Genomic DNA, 17,337 nt, shown 5'->3' with positions numbered 1-17,337 from the left:
TGATTTGATGGAACTGATTCGCTCTTTGTCTTTGCCTGCTATTGGAACAAAGCTTACGGCTGAAGAAGCCATGAGTCTTGCCATCAGCGAGGCCTATAAGGGAGCAGCGCGAGTCAGTCCCAACCCGCTGGTGGGTGCGGTGGTTCTGGATGCTCAGGGCGGATTTTTGTCCGCCGGTCATCACGAATTTTACGGCGGCCCCCACGCGGAAGTGAATGCCCTGAAAAATCTTTCGCCCGAGCAGCTTAAAGGCGCCCATGCCTTTGTCACGCTGGAGCCTTGTGCGCACGAAGGTAAAACTCCATCCTGCGCCAAGATGATGGCAAAACTTCCTCTTAAAAAAGTGACCTTCGGTCTGATCGATCCCAATCCACTGGTGGCCGGTCAGGGGGCTGAAATCCTGCGCCAGGCGGGGATTGAGGCCGAGGTGTTTTCTTCCGCGAATCCGGTTCTGGATGCAAAAATCAAAACCGAACTGGAAGAAGTCTGCGAAGCTTTCTTGTGGAACTTCCGTGAAAAGAAAGTCTTCGTTTCTTTGAAGATGGCTTCCAGTCTTGATGGGCAGGTGGCGCTTCGTTCGGGTGAAAGCCAGTGGATCACGGGGCCTGAGTCCCGTGAATACGTTCACTACATCCGTGCCTGCCATGATGGAATTCTGGTGGGTAAGGGCACCATTGATTTTGACAATCCGTCTTTGAACATCCGTCACCCGCAGATCACGAAAAAGAACAAAGTGATTGTGGTCGATGGTGAAGCCGAGCTGCTTCCGAATTTCACCAAGCTGAAGCTTTCGGAAGTGCATGCGGCAGAGGATGTGATCTGGTGTGTGGCGGAAGAACTGCGTGAAAAGGTTGAAAAATTGCGCGGCACTTTGGCGAAATCGCCGGACGTGGTTTACGTAAAGACCCGCGTCGGTGGCGATCTGGATCTGGAAGACCTTTTGGAGCAGCTATATAAAAAAGGCCTTCGTTCTGTGATGGTTGAGGGGGGCGCGTTCACGGCGAGCTCCTTTGTTAGTTACCACCTTGTAAATCGACTTTATATGTTCCAGGCCCCTATCATCATGGGCTCTGGAGGTTCCCGCTCTTGGACGGAAAGCGTTCGTATTCCCGCCATGACGGATAAGATCCAACTGAAGAACCCTCGTTATCTGACCTTCGGTAACGATTTCATGATCACGGGGACCTTATAGGTACAGCTTACTTTTCAAAGGCAGGGGTGCTAAAACCCCTTTTTGCTTGAAGCTGTATTGATGGAGGCCGTAAGTGACCGAACAAAGCACACAGAAACTAGACTATCGTTGGGTTCGATCCGACAAAGGCGCCTTAGCTGGCGTTTGTAAGGGTTTGGGCGACGCTTTGGGTATCGAAACTTGGATACTGCGCGTCATTTGGTTGGTTGCGGTTCTCTGGTTTGGCAGTGGGATCGTGTTTTATTTGATCCTGGCAGTTTGCTTGCCCCGTGTCGACAGACTGGACCAAGCTCTAGATAGAAAGCTTCTGGGCGTGTGTGCTAGAATAGCTAAACGGTACCACATCGAAGTGGGAGTAGTAAGAACGGGATTTGTTCTGTTCATGCTGGTCACTTTCGGTGCTGCGATCCTGGGTTACGGCCTTTGTTACTTTCTTATTCCCAAGGCTGACGAACCCGCAAGTCGCTCAAAGAGCGCAGGAGTATTTTAATATTTATGGGTGATGACAGTAGTAGGTCGATCGTAAAATCCCTGAAAAATGAATGGTCTTTGTTTTTGGAAGCTTTCCAGGGCGAAGACGCTGATGAAACCAAACCGTCGCAAGACGCCTTTGCCACGGGCCAACTGGAAGTTCTGGATCTGGAACAGATCCGCGAGATGACCAAGGCTCTGGTCGAGGACCGCAAAAAGCTCAATCAAAAACTGGAATCCTTGTCTAAAGAAATCGACCTGAATTCGGCGAAGTTGGAAAGCCTGCGCCTGGTCGGTGGTGAAGAGGACGAAACCATGTTCCGTATCAACGAGTTGCATGACTTGGGTCAAAGCATGGCGCAAGCCCTGCAGAAGCTGGACAAACAGCTTCGCAATATCCGTGAACAGGAAGACAAACTGAATGAGGAGCTTCTGACATCCTAATGGGATGGATGTGGCTTCTTCCCTTTATCGCTTCGGCTGACTTTGCCTTCACCGGCAAAGTCGTAAGCCTGCAAAAGAATCCCCTGAAAAACAATTATCTGGTTCGCATGGAAAGTGTCGATAATCCTTTGGAGGTCGACAAGGGGCCCGAGTATCTGTGTCTGAACAAGGCGATGAAGTCCCAGGATCCGGTGCTTTTCACTTTCGATGCACGTCTGTTTAAAATCCGCACCTGCAGGCTTTGATCTGATCTTTTATCTTTGCACGGTGCCGGCGTGACTGATCAGCAGTTTGCCGGTTCGTCCAAGGCAGTACAGGTCTGTTGAAATTCCATTTTTGATGGCTTCGGATTTCATGATCATAAAATTATGCTTCCAGGTGTGAGTCAGTCTTCGCGGGTTTCGCATGTACCAGGCCGTGGGATAATTAATACTGTGCATGGCGCTGGAGGTGAACTCAAAGGTTCGATACCCCAGCAGCTGAGGCTCAATTTTTAAAACTTCACTGAAGTGCACGTCGCCCGAGGCAAAGACGACCGGGGCTTCCATCCGGAGGAGCTTTCCGGCCAGATCAGAAAGATTGCGCATGTATTCTTTTTGAAACGAATCGTTGCCGATATACGAAGAAAAATACTGACTGCCGTTCATCAGCCACGCGGGCTTTTCATTTTCACCTAAAGTCTGAAGCAGCCATTCCTGCTGATCTGAACCCCACATCATGCCGCCAGTTTTGGGTTCATCGCGGAAGAACCGGTCATCCATTAAAAAGAATCTTTGCCCAAACCCGGTCAGCACCGCACCCACACCGTGACCTTTGCGATAGCCCGCCACGGGCGTCGAACCAAAAAAGCATTCAAAGATCCGTTTGGAAACATACTTCATGGCGTAGTGGCGGTTTTCATTGTTTCGGCCATAGTCATGATCATCCCAAGTGGCCAGGGTTGGAATCAGTCGTGGTTGTCGGAAGTGCGCCAAGGTCATGCGGGTTTCGCAGTGGCGCCGCCACAGGTCTTTTTCAGTGCCGTCACTGCCCAGATCACAGTACACCGAATCCCCCAGCACAAACACCAGCTCGGGCAGTTCGGCAAACATCCGGTCCCACATGTTGCTGTTCTGGCTGTGATAGATGTCGCAGGAACAACTGATCATTGCAAAGCGCAGATTCTGTTTTCTGTTTAAAGGTAAACTTTTAAAGATCCGCTCATCCAGAACGGTGCCGCGGTCCTTGTCGATCACCTGCAGGCGGTACAATTGATCAGCCTGCAGTTTTTCGGTGATCAGTTTGTCGATTCCGTATCCAGAGTGGCTGCGGTGTTCTTCATCCCATTTGCGCACAGGCAGATCCCGGCCCTGCGAATCTTTCACGCGATAGGCGTAAGGGTTCTTTCCCTCGGTCAGAATCGTAAATTGCGCCGAGATTTCATTGGTCATGTTCTGGCAGATGGGAATTTTGCCGGTGTAAAGATCGGACTGGTATTCATTACCAGCCAGAGCAAGCCCCGCGGGGAGACTTGTGTATATCAGCATGGATTTGGTGGCGTTACCCAGGAACTCGCGGCGTGACGTGCTCATCACATTATCATCGCGGTAAGAGTTCCTGCTTGGTAAGGGCGCTGTTTAAAAAACAGAGATGACAGATTTGTTACTAACGATCGCGGTTCTGGAATTCTTTCCATTCACGCAGCTTGCGAATGCTTTGCTGCAAAACGGTTTCCAAAATCACCAGTTCTTTTTTGGTCGGAGTGTTCTGCAAAAGCATACGGCGAAGAACTGTAAAGACGTTGATCTTTCTTTGGCGGGTCAGATCAAAGCCCATTTCTTCCAGCCACGTTTTCAGTGTCGCCTCGGGATCAATGCCGTCGATGCCTTGAGGGGCCCGGCGAATTTTTCCGCCATCCAGTTTGGTGCGCTGTCCACCCCAAGTGCGGCGCAGACTGTACATGCCAAGCAGTGTGGCTTGTGCCAGATTCAAACTCCAGTTGTCACCGAATGTCGGGATGCAGGCGCAGAAGTTCGCGTGCTCAAGGTCTTCTCCGGCAAGGCCCCAGTCTTCAGGGCCGAACACCAAGTGAACGACATAAGGCACGTCGCTTTCAACCTGGAACTGCGGGGCTTTGTCGGCGATGTCTTTAAGAACTTCATCGACATCGCGCACTTGACGGCCTTTGCCATCGCGGGCAGTGAAGGCCACTTTGATACTTTCTGGCTCTTGTTTCAGGAATTCATCCCACGAAGCATAAGTCGTGCGGTTTTGCAGACCGGTTTGGCCGGTGGCGGCCGCTTGCTGGGCTTCATAGGTGAGCTCGCACTTGGGATCAATCAGAATCAGCTTTTCAATCCCCATATTAGACATCGCGCGCGAAGTGGCGCCGATGTTTCTTTCATAGATAGTGCGAACCAGAACAATGCGAATCTCAAAAGGACGTTTCATTTTACAGGGCTCCAGCCAATACCAGGCCGTCTTGAATAAGGCCGTGGGTTTTTTCATCCTTCTTGGACAGAGTCGCCAGATCGTCTTCGATCTGTTTTTTTAATTTCGATTCAGGGTGACGGGACAAAACAAGCTCCAAAGCTTCCATCAGCAACAACCAGTCAGTCGGCATCAGGGTTTTGTGAGCAGCCAGAACTTTATCCAAAGAGTCGGTCAAAGCAGTCCCTTGAAGTTTGTCTTCGCGGATTTTGCGAACCTGACCGTACAGGCTTTGTCTTTGCAGTTCTTCGTTGGAATATTTCGGTGCCGGAACACGTTTGGCAACAAAGTCCGTGGTTTCGCCGTAAGCCTCGCGGTCGGCAGGTCCGCCAAACACCGATGGAACCGTGGATCCCACGGCCATGTCAAAGGTGCCCCATTCGGGTGCAAACAACACGCGGCCGTTAAATTCTGCTTTGGCATCGGTCAAAGCCAGCACCAGGGTCTTTCCGTCTTTTTGAAGAACGGACTGAATCTTGCCGGTCACAACGACGCCAGAAACAAATTCAAGACGCGTTTCTTTGCCCGCAATCACATTTAGCGCAGACCACTGGTCGGCAGTGAATGTTGAAGGACACTGGGTTGGGTGACTTTTCAGGAAACCCACCGGAGTTCCGAATCCATGGGCATGATACTTCTGATCATGTCCTGGAAGTTCGTGATCCTGATAGGACAACTGCGAAGGCCCCTGCAAACGCAGATAAGCCAGGGCGCCGTTGCTGTCGGTGATCGCTTCCACGATCTGACCGGAAATTTGCAGACCTGAATTCAGCTCGGCCGTATTCACGGACTGGGCTTCGATGGCCTTGTGCAAACCCTGAAGACCGCCGATACGGAAGGCCATCTGGTCAGCCATTTCATCCAGAACGCGCACCAAAGTTTTGAAATCCTTCGCCACAAACAATTGCGGCTGAGGTTCAGTGATGTCATAGGAAGTTTTAATGCAGTCCATAGTCAGAGGGATCTTTTTCACCTTCTGGCTTAAGCACCACTTGGATTCGCCGACACTTGAAAGCAAACCCGCACCAAAGATCTTTGGATTGTCGATTTCACCAATCAAGCCGTATTCAGCCGTCCACCAGTTCATGCGGGACAGTTCGGAAGCTTCCGAGATATGGCTGATGCTTTTGCCGACCTTGTCCAGATGCACTTCCGCTGCCTTCACCTGTTCAGGTGTGGAAGCGGGGTTTTCTTTGATGTCGGAAAGGTCACGGATGGCTTCGTAAAGATCCAGATCTTCTTTGCTGATGATGGCTTTTTTCGCCACCTGAGCATACTGGCGCAGGTAATCGGAAAATTCAGGGTGAATCAGAATTGGCGCATGGCCCGCGGCCTCGTGAACAATGTCCGGAGCCGGGGTGTACAGCAAATGATCCAGGGTGCGCATGTCCGAGGCAATCGGCAATACGCCCAGGGACTGCAGTTCCATGAACGCCGCCGGTGGAATAAAGCCGCTGACCGGCAGTGCGCGCCAGCCGAATTCCTGAATTCTTTTGCTGACGTCTTCGATGCGAGGAATGCGTTCGATGTCGATGCCGGTTTTATTCAAGCCTTCGACGTAACACTCGTGGGCGTGTTTGGACAAAAAGGCTTTCAACTGGCGCAAAACATAGCGCCACACAGCCTGATCAACCGGAGTGTACTTTTCGTAGTTTTGTTCTACGACGTATTTTCTTAAGTGCGGCGGTAAAAAGTCCGTCTCCATCGTGATCTTTCTTAAAGGTCTTTGTCGTCTTTGGACAGATAGTTCTGAATGTAATCAGCGACGGCTTTTTCCAAAGGCCATTTTGCCGGGCTCATACCCGCTGCCAGCCACTTGTCGGTTTTAGCTTCGGTGAAATACTGATACTGACCGCGGATGTTTTCAGGCATCTCAAGCCAGTTGATTTTCATGTCCGTGCCCATGGCCTTGAAAACACCACCGGCCAGATCCAGCCAGGTGCGCGGTTTTCCGAAGCCCATGTTGTAAACGCCATTCTTTGGTTTTTTCTCCATCAGCTCGGCCATCCAGCCGGTGACGTCCTTGACGTAAACGAAGTCCCGCATGAATTCGCCGTCTTTGTAGTTCGGGTCTGCGGATTTAAACAATCCCAAAGCGCCGGTGTCTTTGATTTGATTGTAAGCTTTGAACGCCACGCTGGACATCGCGCCCTTGTGGTATTCATTCGGGCCAAAGACGTTAAAGAACTTAAGGCCGTACCAGTGTGGAGGCGTTTTCGTCTGTTTCACCGCCCAGCGATCAAACAGAACTTTTGATTCGCCGTACAGATTCAATGGGCGCAGTTTTTCAGGATCAGTCGTGTCGTCAAAGCCCAGTTCTCCGGCGCCGTAAGTTGCGGCACTGGAGGCATAAATCATGGACTTGCCGTGTTCTGCGCACCATTCAAAGATTCTTTGTGTGTAGTAAGTGTTGTTCTCCCACAGGAACTCTTTGTTTGTTTCCGTGGTGGAAGAGCAGGCGCCCATGTGGATGATCCACGTGACTTGTTTCTTGGCTTCTTCGGTTTCAAGGAACGGCCACAAGTCATCTTTCAAAAGGAACTTGGTGATTTTTTGTTTGCGAAGAAGATTGCGTTCGGAAAGACCTACTGAGTCCACCGCGATGATGTCGGTAAGACCTTTTTGATTCAGTTCCCACACCATCACACTGCCAATAAATCCGTTTGCGCCTGTTACAATAATCATAGTGATTTTAAGGTATTACATGGGATGGGAAAGCTCAAGGCCGGGGGCGTTGTTCAGGGCCTGTGCGAACAGGAAATTTCTTCCCAAACCGGGGTGAAAATCGGCACCTAGAGCCTGTTAATTCGATCTGGGCGGGCACGGTGGTTGCTCTCTAGGAGCGGGTCGGGAGGGCCGAAGTGCTCAGTTCACCACGTTTTTTCATAATCTCATTAATGGTTTTGGTCTTGGGGGCCAGCCTGTATCTTGTGCGTCTTTCGGGTAAAGACGTCAGCAAGGTGAAGTCTGGTGAAGACTATTGGGCCGAGACGGGCTTGGGTCCGGCGGCTTTGGAAGACCTGTTACAGGATCAGACCTGTGGCAGTTCCGAGCGCTATTTCCTGGCGTGTGCCAATGCGATTTTGACTGTCGCCAATCGCTATAACTTGAGCCTGAGCCTGCAAGGTGAGCTGGTTCCCGTTCATGAAGCTCTGTCTGCCGACATGAGTTCTGAGAAAAAACAGCTGGAGCCTTGGAAAGAATATTTCAGTTCACACACGGCCAAAGCCACCCAGATCTCTTTCCTGAAAGCATGGCAAGAACTGAAATCCGACTACATCCAACCCAAACAAAGTTCCATGATGGTGGGCCTGGGGTTGAACGGATTTATCTCGGTCTTCCGCGATCCACACACGTATTTCATGCCGGTAAATCAGTTCCAGGAAGTGATCTCCAGAGCCGACAGTCGTTCGGTGACTTTGGGAATCACCCTGGGCAGCCACAAAGGTCAGTACGTTGTGCGCAAGTTGACTGAAGGCAGCCCGGCGAAGCTTTCTGGCATTCAAAAAGGGGACGTGCTGATTTCTATCAACGGCACTTCAGTCAAAGGCCTGATGCAGCCGCGCGTTTCTGAATTGTTAAAAGGCGAAGTTGGCGATGTGGTTCGCATCCGTGTCGAGCGTAACGGCGAAACTATGAAGTTCCGTCTGCGCCGTCAGGAAATCACTGTGGCGACCGTTTCCACGCGAGTGATTGAAGGCATCAAGCCGATCGCGGTGATTGGTATTAACAAGTTTGCCCGTGGTGCCTGTGAAAAGGTCAAAGAGTCGCTTGAGATCGTAAAGCGTTCCCACGTGCGTGGCTTGTTGCTGGATCTGCGTGACAACCCAGGTGGTCAGATGGAAGAAGCCGCTTGTATCGCCAGTCTGTTTGTCGGTCCGGAAAATAAAATCTTTGAAGTTCGTTACCTGGATCCAAGCAAGAAAGCGGAAGTTTTCTATGGTGGTGAGGAAAAGCACTTTGACATGCCAATGGCTGTTTTGGTGAATGCGGCCTCTGCCAGTGCTTCTGAAATCGTTGCGGGGGCTTTGCGTGACCTGAACCGCGCGGTGCTGGTGGGCGAAAGAACTTTCGGAAAAGGTTCTTTCCAAGAGGGCGAATACTGGTCCCAGAACAAGAAAATCGCTTTGTTTGAAACAAAAGGTTTCTATTACCTGCCATCCGGTCGTTCCCCTCAGATGAAGGGGCTTGAGCCTGACGTGGCGGTGAACTTTGAAGAGATCTCTGTCGTGCGCGAGGCAGAGCAGTTCATCAATCCTCTGCGTGCGCCGGAACGTCAGGTGCGTGCGATGGCGCAATCCATGTCCAGCAGCGAATGTCTGGATCTGGAAGACGGTGTTTCCTCTGATGATTTACAACTGACAAAAGCTCGTCAGGTTCTTTTCTGTACAAAGGCTGTGGCGAGGGCGGGGCTATGATTACGACGACACTTTTTAAGAACAAGTTTATTCCGGCAAAAAGAAAATCTGAATATCTGATGATCGTTCTGCACGGTCGTGGTGACAGTATCAAGCCGTTCTTTTCCTTTGATGAGGAAATGAATCTGCCGGAAATGAACTATTTGCTGCTGAACGCGCCCCGCAAGTTTCTGGATGGTTACACGTGGTACGGGGAGCCTCCGTATCAGGCCAATGGCGTGATGAAGATCCGCGAAAAACTTTTTGATCTTTTGAATGATCTGGAAAATCAGGGCTGGGACAGCAAAAAGATCTTCCTGTTTGGTTTTTCCCAGGGCTGTTTGATCAGTGCGGATGTGGGTTTGAATTATCCCAAGAAGCTGGCTGGTGTGGTCGGAATCAGCGGCTATTTTAATTTCTATCCCCGCTGGAGAAACAACCTTTCGTTGGATGCGAAGAAAACCCCGTGGCTTTTCACGCACGGTCATCAGGATGATATTTTGCCTCTGGAAGAGACAAAGTATGGCGTCGATAAACTGAAAGATGCCGGTTTGAAAGTGGAATGGGTCGAGATGGACAAAGACCACTCTCTGAAAGACGAAGAGTATCCCATTATTAGACGCTGGGTTCGTGACCAGCTTTCTGACTTAAGAAAGAATTAAAAAAGGCACCCGGTCGGGTGCCTTTTTGTTTTAGATGGATTCCTTGTGTTCTTCCACCAGACTGAGCAGTCGGGCGTAAAGATCCATTTTGACCGCCGGGGTCTGTTGCAGCTCCCGATAGAAACGGCCGGTTGGAATTTCCGGCATGCCGTTTTGTTCAAAGACCAGCTTGTCGATGATCTTCTGAATCTGCTCCATGCTAAGGCCTTTTTTCTTTTCGGTGATGATTTCTTCAACCATCTCGATCAGGGCGTTGCCGGTGATACGTTTTTCAGAATTTAGCTTTTCGGCGCGGTCTGAAATGCCTTTCAGAATATGCTCAGGCTTGTTTTTGCCTGCTGCCGTCTGCACCAGTTCACGGTAAATGGACTGGAAGTTTTCAATATGACGGCGCTGTTTTTCGCCCATGCGGGCGTCGCGGGTTTTGGCAAAACCGGAAAGCACGGTCTTAAAGAAGCTGTTTTCAGTCATCCAGCGTTTTTCAAATGGCAGCGGGCTTTCCTGAAGGAACTTTGGATAGTCCTTCATCAAGGTGCGCATATTGTAAAGTGCCGGGTGATTCACGCCATCGGCGACTTTTTCGGTGTTGCCGCTGACTTTGCATCTTTCAAAGAAGGAATATTCTTTGTCAAAGCGGGCAAACAGACCGTCTTTGGCCAGAATGTGGCTGCGCTGAGTTTCGTTAAAGCCCATGCGATAAAGAAGTCGTTCCGCGCGTTTGCTGTCGAAAACCTTGTTGAAGTTTTGCACCGCCGAGTGGTGGGCAAAATCACGAAGGGGCTTTTTCTTTTTGGTTTTAAGGTAGTCCACCATTTGCGCGAAGACCTGCACAATCAGACGGGCTTTTTGTTTTTGCTCGTTCAGATTGGTCGAGAATCTTTCCACGTCATCATAGCGGTATTTGTCATGGCGGATACCGAACTGACGAACGCTGCCATAGTCGATAATGCCGGCGTCGGCCAGTACGTTGTCGCCGTCCCAGTCAAGCCAGGCAAAGATATAGTCCGTATCCAGCAGGGCGGTGAATTCACCGAAAGCCTTGGACACTTCATGCAGCATTTCATCGTACTTCGCGTTGCCTTTGGATTTGATGTCCCAGGCTTTGTTCATCACCTGACGGTCGATCAGATAGTCCGTGGCAGATTTCAGATTATCCAGGCGTTCTTGTTTCAGATAAAGGAACAGGTGGGCCGGGCGGATCAGGTTCTGGGCCGCGCGCACGCCAATGCCGTAACCTTTACCCAGATCAATCACACACAACATGCGCTCGGTGCGCACACCTTGAAGGTGCATCACTTCCGCCAGGATCGAAGCTCCCAGCAGTTCATCGATTTCAGCCAGGCCGCAGCCATAGCCGAATTCAGTGCCTCCGGTTTTTAGCGGCTTTTGAGCGGCTACCGCTCCTGGAGCCAGGCAAGTCACACCCGTGCCGCGACTTGAAACATCCCAAGTCGTGCCACGATGATAGACGGTTCCATTCCAGATGCCGCGACCATCGCCCGAGGTTTTACCCTGTTTGTTGGAGTGTTGCAGTTGCAGATAGCGGGTGGCCATGTATTCATGAGGTCGGATGGTTTCAGGATCAATGCGACGATGAGTGATTTCGTCATATTCATTGATGATTTGCAGAGAGAAAGTCTGAATCAGTTTTTCCTGAAGATCATCCGTCATTTGATGAGGATGGTCGGAAGGGATCAGTCCCATTTCTTTCGCGAGAATGAAATTGAAGTAGGCGACTTTGCCAGTTTGCAGTTCACGCACTTTATAAGATACAAAGCCGTCTTTTACTGCTTCCATCCAAGGATGCACGCCGTTGAGCTGATCAAAGGACGAATAAAAGTTCGTCACTTGTTGTAACTTTCTCGCGCCGCTATGTTTCATCGTCATGAGATTCCACACTCCTTGTAGAAAAATGAGACACTCTTCATATCGGCAAGCCAGGCCTGCACTTTAATATTAAGCCCTAAAAAAGTTCTTCCGAATACTAGACTGGACATAATAAGGGGACTTCATGAAGACATCTGGCTTTTTACTTCTAGTGTTGATCTCAACAACCTCGTTTGCCCTCAAGCGCGATCCGCCCGGAAAGCTGCTGCGCCCGCAGTTTTCAACTTCGCAACCTTGCGAGAACCGTCCTGACTTCCTGACCGAGATCCGCAGCGAGTTCGTGGGTTCCCTGAAACACCTGCCAGAGACGGTTTTGGTGGCCCGGGATGTGGAATATTATGTGGAAGGCAAGGCTGACGCGGAAAATCTGCGCATGCATGGGTATCAGTCCTTTATGAAGGCTCCCGCGACGCCTGCTAAAGTCCTTTGTGGCAGCACGGCTCAGGACCTTAGCCAGAGGTTTTCATTGATGGCGCCCACATTGATCGACACCCACAAGGAAAGCCGCGTGGGGCAAAGCTTGTGGCAGTTCCAGTTGCTGACGGATGCCCAGCGTTTTTCATTCTGGAATTTGAAAACCGCGGGTCTGCGTGGGGGTGAAAGCCTGGAAGGCTGGATCAAAAGCAGCGGGGCACAGTATAAGATCTATCAGAAGACTCACACCGAGTATGAACTGATGCTGATTAAAACCGAAGGCAACGTGACCCAATATCTGTCCGTTCGCTATGACTCGGTTCCGAATTTGAAATAGTCACTGGGCTTTGGTGTGGGGATTACAGTCGGCGACGGAAATAGCCGGGGTATTCCAGCACCAGACAGTCTTTGTCCACCGTGAGGTCCGCGCTGAAGTGGACCTCTTTTGTTTTGGCGTCGATGGATTCAAAGCGGTAAACACTTTGTTCGGGCGTGTTTTTCAGCTCCGTATAGCGCTGGCTGGCTTTTTTGGTTTTAAACTGCAAAGCATCGACCCAGGTCACTTCGATTTCGTACACTTGCAGAAACTGCGAGCGCATCCACTGAATTGGCAGGGTGTTGGTGAATGGCGACGGGAAAATATCCACAAACAGGGAATCCACCAGGTCGGAAACTCCGACTTTCTGATTGGGATGGGTCAGGGACTGCACGTGAAAATTCTGAACGCTGTAGGAATCATCCATGGTGATGCTGTATTTGATGCGCTGAAGTTTTCCTGAAGAATCGGGATAGACCAATAGGGAATCCGCGAAGATGTTTTCTCCGGCTGTTTTAAGCACCAGATGCTCGAATCCGACCCCTTTGAGGGATTCCCATACAACGTCCTGCACTTGCATACCCACCACCTCGTACGGTTCACAGGATAACACAGAGAGATTTTCTTGGTCCGGGAAAATGTTGGTGAAACTGCCAAAGGTTTCGACAGCTCGGATTTCTGCTTCATGCTGAGATCCAAAAGCCGATAAGTACATATGGGCTCAGCATCGTTCCTTAAAAATCTGCTGACACGCTTTGGAGTCGAATTCGGTCTGATTGGATTAATCGGGCTGGGGTTCCTCACATTCCAGCGTCCGGAGCTTTTAAAGCTGAGCCAGTACTCCGAAAGACCTTCCAATGAAATGACCGAAGTGCTTCGCACAACAGAGCAGATTCTGGTGCGTGCCGAAGCGGCGCAGGACCGATTCCTGGCGTCCCGTCAGTCCGCCGATCTGCAGTCCTATAACAGCGAAATCACCTCGTTAAACGGGCAGCTGGCAAGAATGTCGCAACTGGTGCGCAACAAGCCCCGGGAGCACGCCATGGCGGTGAAGCTGGGACACCTGATCCGTGCGCACATTGAAACAGCCAACACCCAAGTGATGAATCCACAGCGTCGTCCGGCCCAGACCGAAGAGTCCTTGGATAAGACCCGCTATCAGATTCGTCATCAGATGGTTGAAATGCAGGCGGCATCTGCGCCCGCGATCAAATTCAAACCCACCAAAGAAGGCCAGAACTTCCTGGTGGGGTTGTGTGCGGCGATTACGTTGATCATTGTCAGCCGTGTTCTGCAAAGAAAAGAACAGCACGAAACCCGCAAGGCTGTGGACTTGCTTCAGGGGAAATCCATTTTGCTGGACACCATCCTGAACAGTATGAGTGAGGCCCTGATCGTCGTGGATCAGAATGGCTGGTTCACCCACTATAATGCGGCCGCGCAAAGAATCATCGGATCCAAGATCAAGGAGATTTCGACCGATTCCAGTGTGGAACAGTTGGGATTCTTTAGTCAGGCAGAAGGTCGTCCATTCACACGCAAAGAGCTGCCGCTGTATCGTGCGCTTAGCGGGGACCGTGTGGATGATCTGGAAATATTTGTTCAAAACACTGAACATCCCGAGGGGATCTATATTTCCCTTTCCAGCCGTCCATTGAACGACATCGACGGCGGTATCTCTGGCGCCTTGATTGTGTTTAAGGATATCAGCCGTCGCAAGATGGTTGAGCAGGAATGGATCCGCGCCCGTGAAGCGGCTTTGGAAGCGTCTCAGAAAAAATCGGACTTCCTGGCGGCGATGAGCCATGAAATCCGTACGCCCATGAATGGTGTGATCGGGATGACGACTCTTTTGGCGGACACGCATCTGAATCCGGAGCAAACCGATTATGTCGGAAATATCAAACGCTCGGCAGAATCCCTGTTGATGCTGATCAATGATCTTTTGGATCATTCAAAAATCGAAGCGGGCAAGATCCGTCTGGATCCGCAGCCTTTGGATTTGCAGTTCTTGGTTGAAGACGTGATGGAAATGTTCAAGCCCACGGTGGCTGAAAAAAACATCGGCCTTGAGTGCCGCTTTGATGGCAAGAACCTGTGGCATTACCGCGCCGATGCCGGACGCCTGCGCCAGATTCTGGTGAATCTGATGGGGAATGCAGTGAAGTTCACGGAAAAAGGCTTCGTGCGTCTGGAAGTTTCCAGCCGTGGCGACAACGACGGAAAGACCGCTTTGTTGTTTGAAGTGAAAGACACCGGACAGGGACTGCAAGAGCATGAAAAGCGCTCGTTGTTCCAAAAGTACTTCCAGGCCAAGGCCGGAATGAAATTTGGCGGTACCGGTCTGGGCCTTTCCATCTGTAAGCAGCTTGTGGATTTGATGGGTGGCGATATCGGTGTTGAAAGTGTGCCGGGTGTGGGATCGAACTTCTGGTTTATGGTGAACCTTGAAGAATGTGCGGGCGAAGTGCAGCCGCAAAGTTCAGAGGTTCGTTTTGCCAAGATTTTCTCAGGCCATGTGCTGGTCGCTGAAGATCAGATCGTCAATCAGCGGGTGGCCGAAAGTTATCTGACCAAACTGGGATTGAAAGTTGAAATCGCTGGCAATGGTCAGATCGCTTTGGAAAAGGCCCGCAGTAAATCCTATGACTTGATCTTTATGGACTGCCAGATGCCAGTGATGAATGGCTATGAAGCGACAAAACAGCTTCGCCTGTTGGAAAACACCCTGGGCCGCAAAACCCCGGTGGTGGCGCTCACTGCCGAGGGCACCAGTGGTGAACGAAAGAGCTGCTATGAAGCAGGCATGGACGACTTTTTGACGAAGCCTCTGGAGCTTCATAAACTGATCGAGACCTTGCACCGCTGGTTGAAACCGTCCGAGAAAAATCTGGATCTGAAAGCTTTGGAAAGTCTGAAGGATCTGATTTCACACGACCGCAGTCTGACGGAAGTGCTGATCGAGGATCTGGAGCAGTCAGGCCCCGTGTTGTTGCACGAAATCCGCGAGGGCATTGAAAGCAGAAATCTGGAAAAGGTTTCTGAATCCGCGCACGCCCTGAAATCCAGCGCGGCGACTTTGGGAGCCAAGCAGGTGTCCGAGCTTTGTCAGAAGCTGGAAGATCTGCAGGACTTTACCGAAGCAGAGTTTTTGCTGAAACAAACCGAACGCAAGTTTTTTGAAAGTCTTTCGGAGTTAAAGACATACTCCTCCAGAGTGAGGGCGGCATAAGATGGCTAAAATACTGATCGTGGATGATCAAAAAAGTGTGTTACTGACTTTAGAGGCCCTGTTGATCAAGGACAATCACCTGGTCACGTCCTGCATGAATTCCATTGATGCTTTGGACAAGCTGACCAATGAACATTTCGACCTGATGATCACCGATGCAATCATGCCCGGCGGAGCGACCGGCTATGCACTGATCCGCACCGTGCGCAGCAATCCCCAACTGGCACAATTGCCAGTGATTCTGCTGACCGGGAAGCGGGAAAAAGCCGATATCGAACGAGGCATCGAATCCGGCGCCAACGACTATGTGGTGAAGCCCGTGGATCCGGAATTGCTTTCGGCCAAGATTCAAAACCTGCTGGCGAAAAGTGAAAAGGACACGGCTCACTTTGTCGAGGCCCCGGTGCACGCGAAGGCCGAATGGGAAACCAAGACGGAAATCATGGCCGTGTCCGAGCTTGGTATGACCATCAAGTCCAACATCCCGATGCCTTTGGGAATGGTGACCCGAATATCCAGCAGTCTTTACGAAGATATTGGCATCAGCAAGGTGCCGTTGCGAATTACCGCCTGCGAAGAAACCAAGACCGCGACTGAGACCTTTTTCAAGATCCAGGTGCATTTTGTCGGTTTGACGGAAAAAGAACTGACGCCGCTGCGTCTGTGGATTCGCTCTAAAAAGACGTTCTAGAATTTCACCGTGGCAAAGCCACCGTAAGGGGTGCGCAGGTTTGTGACCTGTCCCTGATAGATTCTTGCCAGAACCAGCTGCATACGGCCCTGATAAGCATAACAGCGCAGATCATACTTGAAGGTTTGTGGACCTTCGGGCGTTTCAAAGGTCTGCTCTGGAGCCGGCATGTATTCTTGCGCAATCATATCCTGACCCACGATTTTCTCATAGGTGCTGCGACTGATAGTGCCGCCACGATAGGACTGCTTGGAGCCGAAGGCGTTCTTCGGTTTAAAGAAGTACTTTTTGCGGCTGGCCCAGATTTCATCAGCGCGGTTGGTGCTGATATCGAAGGATTCCGGCACCGCCGTGCGAACCAGATTCAGATCTTCACCAGCAAGACCCTGACCTTCAAGGAAGCCCGGGGTGCCCCAGTCAATCAGACGCTGCTTGTCGGCCAGCATCAGATATTCAAATGGATTTGGTGACAGACACACATCACGATTCAGGAACTTTTCACGCAAAATAGAACTGGAAGGTTCGGTCAGGAAAAAGTCTGTGTGACGGTTGTAGATAAAGTCCGGATGGAAGTCCTTGTAAAGCTCGCGATAATCGACAATGCGGGAATCCCAGCCGAAGGATTTGAACAGTTCATTGTAAGCCAGGAACTCGACATACAGTCTTTGCTGAGATGGTGCATCGTCGGTGATCGCCACTTTAAAGCCTGGTCCGGTCTTCTTGCCCTGAAGTGCCATCTCAGTTTCAATAGAACGGCGGATTTCTTCAGGATTGAAATCAGGAACCGCCAGGGAATGACCCTTCATGCGGTACATTTCATAACCCAGAATCAGGAACGCGGCGTTGGTGTTCACTTCGATGAGCTTCAGGTTCTGATGCTCGTCCAGGTGAAAATCATAGCTCATCATGATGGATTTGTTGCCCGGGTCTTTCAGGCCTTTTTCGGCAATCAGATTCTGATAGTGGGCAAGATACGACGGTTGCTGGCGCATGTTGTACAAAGCAGAGATAATCTTTTGCGCCTTCTGAATCACGTTCGGGGACAGGGTCACGGCGAACGGAGAAATCAGATTTTCGGAAACAAAGTCCTCAAGGGGCTCTTTTTCAAGCCCCTTGTAAGAAGAACGAAGCTGCTGGATATAGTCAGCCTTCAAATTCATGG

The 17,337-nt window shown here is 50.8% G+C and carries 16 protein-coding genes; 9 read left to right on the top strand and 7 right to left on the bottom strand.

Going from position 1 to position 17,337, the window contains the following annotated elements; all coding sequences use genetic code 11:
- Positions 1-7 precede the first annotated feature (7 nt).
- The 4 genes from ribD to BDT_RS17280 all read left to right on the top strand — a co-directional run bounded on the left by ribD (position 8) and on the right by BDT_RS17280 (position 2,352).
- The gene (gene ribD, locus BDT_RS17295; protein ID WP_015092532.1) at positions 8-1,192 is read left to right on the top strand and encodes a bifunctional diaminohydroxyphosphoribosylaminopyrimidine deaminase/5-amino-6-(5-phosphoribosylamino)uracil reductase RibD; all 1,185 of its coding nucleotides are present in this window, start codon (positions 8-10) and stop codon (positions 1,190-1,192) included.
- 73 nt (positions 1,193-1,265) lie between these two features.
- Positions 1,266-1,682, top strand: coding sequence for a PspC domain-containing protein (locus BDT_RS19565; RefSeq protein WP_041578041.1), 417 nt, complete (start codon positions 1,266-1,268; stop codon positions 1,680-1,682).
- A 5-nt stretch (positions 1,683-1,687) separates the two neighbouring features.
- Positions 1,688-2,107 (top strand): hypothetical protein, encoded by a 420-nt coding sequence (locus BDT_RS17285; RefSeq protein WP_015092531.1) that lies wholly within the window; start codon positions 1,688-1,690, stop codon positions 2,105-2,107.
- Positions 2,107-2,352 carry a hypothetical protein gene (locus tag BDT_RS17280; protein ID WP_041578038.1) on the top strand — a complete coding sequence of 82 codons (246 nt, stop codon included), beginning with the start codon at positions 2,107-2,109 and terminating at the stop codon, positions 2,350-2,352. The genes BDT_RS17285 and BDT_RS17280 overlap by 1 nt, the downstream gene beginning before the upstream one ends.
- 9 nt (positions 2,353-2,361) lie before the next feature.
- On the opposite strand, the gene BDT_RS17275 is transcribed toward BDT_RS17280, so the two are convergent.
- From BDT_RS17275 to rfaD, 4 genes are all read right to left on the bottom strand, one after another.
- Complete coding sequence (locus BDT_RS17275; protein ID WP_235046183.1) at positions 2,362-3,678, bottom strand: alkaline phosphatase D family protein; 1,317 nt, start codon at positions 3,676-3,678, stop codon at positions 2,362-2,364.
- A 73-nt stretch (positions 3,679-3,751) separates the two neighbouring features.
- Positions 3,752-4,537, bottom strand: coding sequence for an RNA methyltransferase (locus BDT_RS17270; RefSeq protein ID WP_015092528.1), 786 nt, complete (start codon positions 4,535-4,537; stop codon positions 3,752-3,754).
- A gap of 1 nt (position 4,538) precedes the next feature.
- Complete coding sequence (locus BDT_RS17265) at positions 4,539-6,281, bottom strand: aromatic amino acid hydroxylase (RefSeq protein ID WP_015092527.1); 1,743 nt, start codon at positions 6,279-6,281, stop codon at positions 4,539-4,541.
- An 11-nt stretch (positions 6,282-6,292) separates the two neighbouring features.
- Positions 6,293-7,261 (bottom strand): ADP-glyceromanno-heptose 6-epimerase, encoded by a 969-nt coding sequence (gene rfaD / locus BDT_RS17260; RefSeq protein WP_015092526.1) that lies wholly within the window; start codon positions 7,259-7,261, stop codon positions 6,293-6,295.
- Positions 7,262-7,473: 212 nt separating this feature from the next.
- Between rfaD and BDT_RS17255 the strand changes: the two genes are divergently transcribed.
- Both BDT_RS17255 and BDT_RS17250 read left to right on the top strand, forming a co-directional pair.
- Positions 7,474-8,994 carry a S41 family peptidase gene (locus BDT_RS17255; RefSeq protein WP_015092525.1) on the top strand — a complete coding sequence of 507 codons (1,521 nt, stop codon included), beginning with the start codon at positions 7,474-7,476 and terminating at the stop codon, positions 8,992-8,994.
- Positions 8,991-9,635, top strand: coding sequence for an alpha/beta hydrolase (locus BDT_RS17250; protein ID WP_015092524.1), 645 nt, complete (start codon positions 8,991-8,993; stop codon positions 9,633-9,635). The genes BDT_RS17255 and BDT_RS17250 overlap by 4 nt, the downstream gene beginning before the upstream one ends.
- A 30-nt stretch (positions 9,636-9,665) precedes the next feature.
- On the opposite strand, the gene BDT_RS17245 is transcribed toward BDT_RS17250, so the two are convergent.
- A complete protein-coding gene (locus BDT_RS17245; RefSeq protein WP_051026333.1) occupies positions 9,666-11,522 on the bottom strand; it encodes a protein adenylyltransferase SelO family protein in 1,857 nt (618 codons plus the stop codon).
- Positions 11,523-11,646: 124 nt separating this feature from the next.
- Between BDT_RS17245 and BDT_RS17240 the strand changes: the two genes are divergently transcribed.
- On the top strand, positions 11,647-12,273 hold the full coding sequence (locus tag BDT_RS17240) for a hypothetical protein (protein ID WP_041578033.1): 627 nt from the start codon (positions 11,647-11,649) through the stop codon (positions 12,271-12,273).
- A 22-nt stretch (positions 12,274-12,295) separates the two neighbouring features.
- Here the strand turns inward: BDT_RS17240 and BDT_RS17235 are convergent, their stop codons facing one another.
- On the bottom strand, positions 12,296-12,832 hold the full coding sequence (locus tag BDT_RS17235; protein WP_041578404.1) for a putative glycolipid-binding domain-containing protein: 537 nt from the start codon (positions 12,830-12,832) through the stop codon (positions 12,296-12,298).
- 135 nt (positions 12,833-12,967) lie between these two features.
- Here BDT_RS17235 and BDT_RS17230 point away from each other — a divergent pair, with 135 nt between their 5' ends.
- Both BDT_RS17230 and BDT_RS17225 read left to right on the top strand, forming a co-directional pair.
- Entirely contained in the window at positions 12,968-15,484 is a 2,517-nt protein-coding gene (locus BDT_RS17230) for a response regulator (protein ID WP_015092520.1), read from the top strand.
- A gap of 1 nt (position 15,485) precedes the next feature.
- Positions 15,486-16,175, top strand: a complete 690-nt coding sequence (locus BDT_RS17225; protein ID WP_015092519.1) for a response regulator — start codon at positions 15,486-15,488, stop codon at positions 16,173-16,175.
- Here the strand turns inward: BDT_RS17225 and BDT_RS17220 are convergent.
- Complete coding sequence (locus BDT_RS17220) at positions 16,172-17,335, bottom strand: hypothetical protein (RefSeq protein ID WP_015092518.1); 1,164 nt, start codon at positions 17,333-17,335, stop codon at positions 16,172-16,174. The two genes, BDT_RS17225 and BDT_RS17220, sit on opposite strands and share 4 nt — an antisense overlap.
- Positions 17,336-17,337: the final 2 nt, after the last annotated feature.

The sequence above is a fragment of the Bdellovibrio bacteriovorus str. Tiberius genome (genome assembly GCF_000317895.1).
In the GTDB taxonomy this organism is placed as follows: domain Bacteria; phylum Bdellovibrionota; class Bdellovibrionia; order Bdellovibrionales; family Bdellovibrionaceae; genus Bdellovibrio; species Bdellovibrio bacteriovorus_F.
This window is presented reverse-complemented; position numbering and strand designations above follow the sequence as displayed.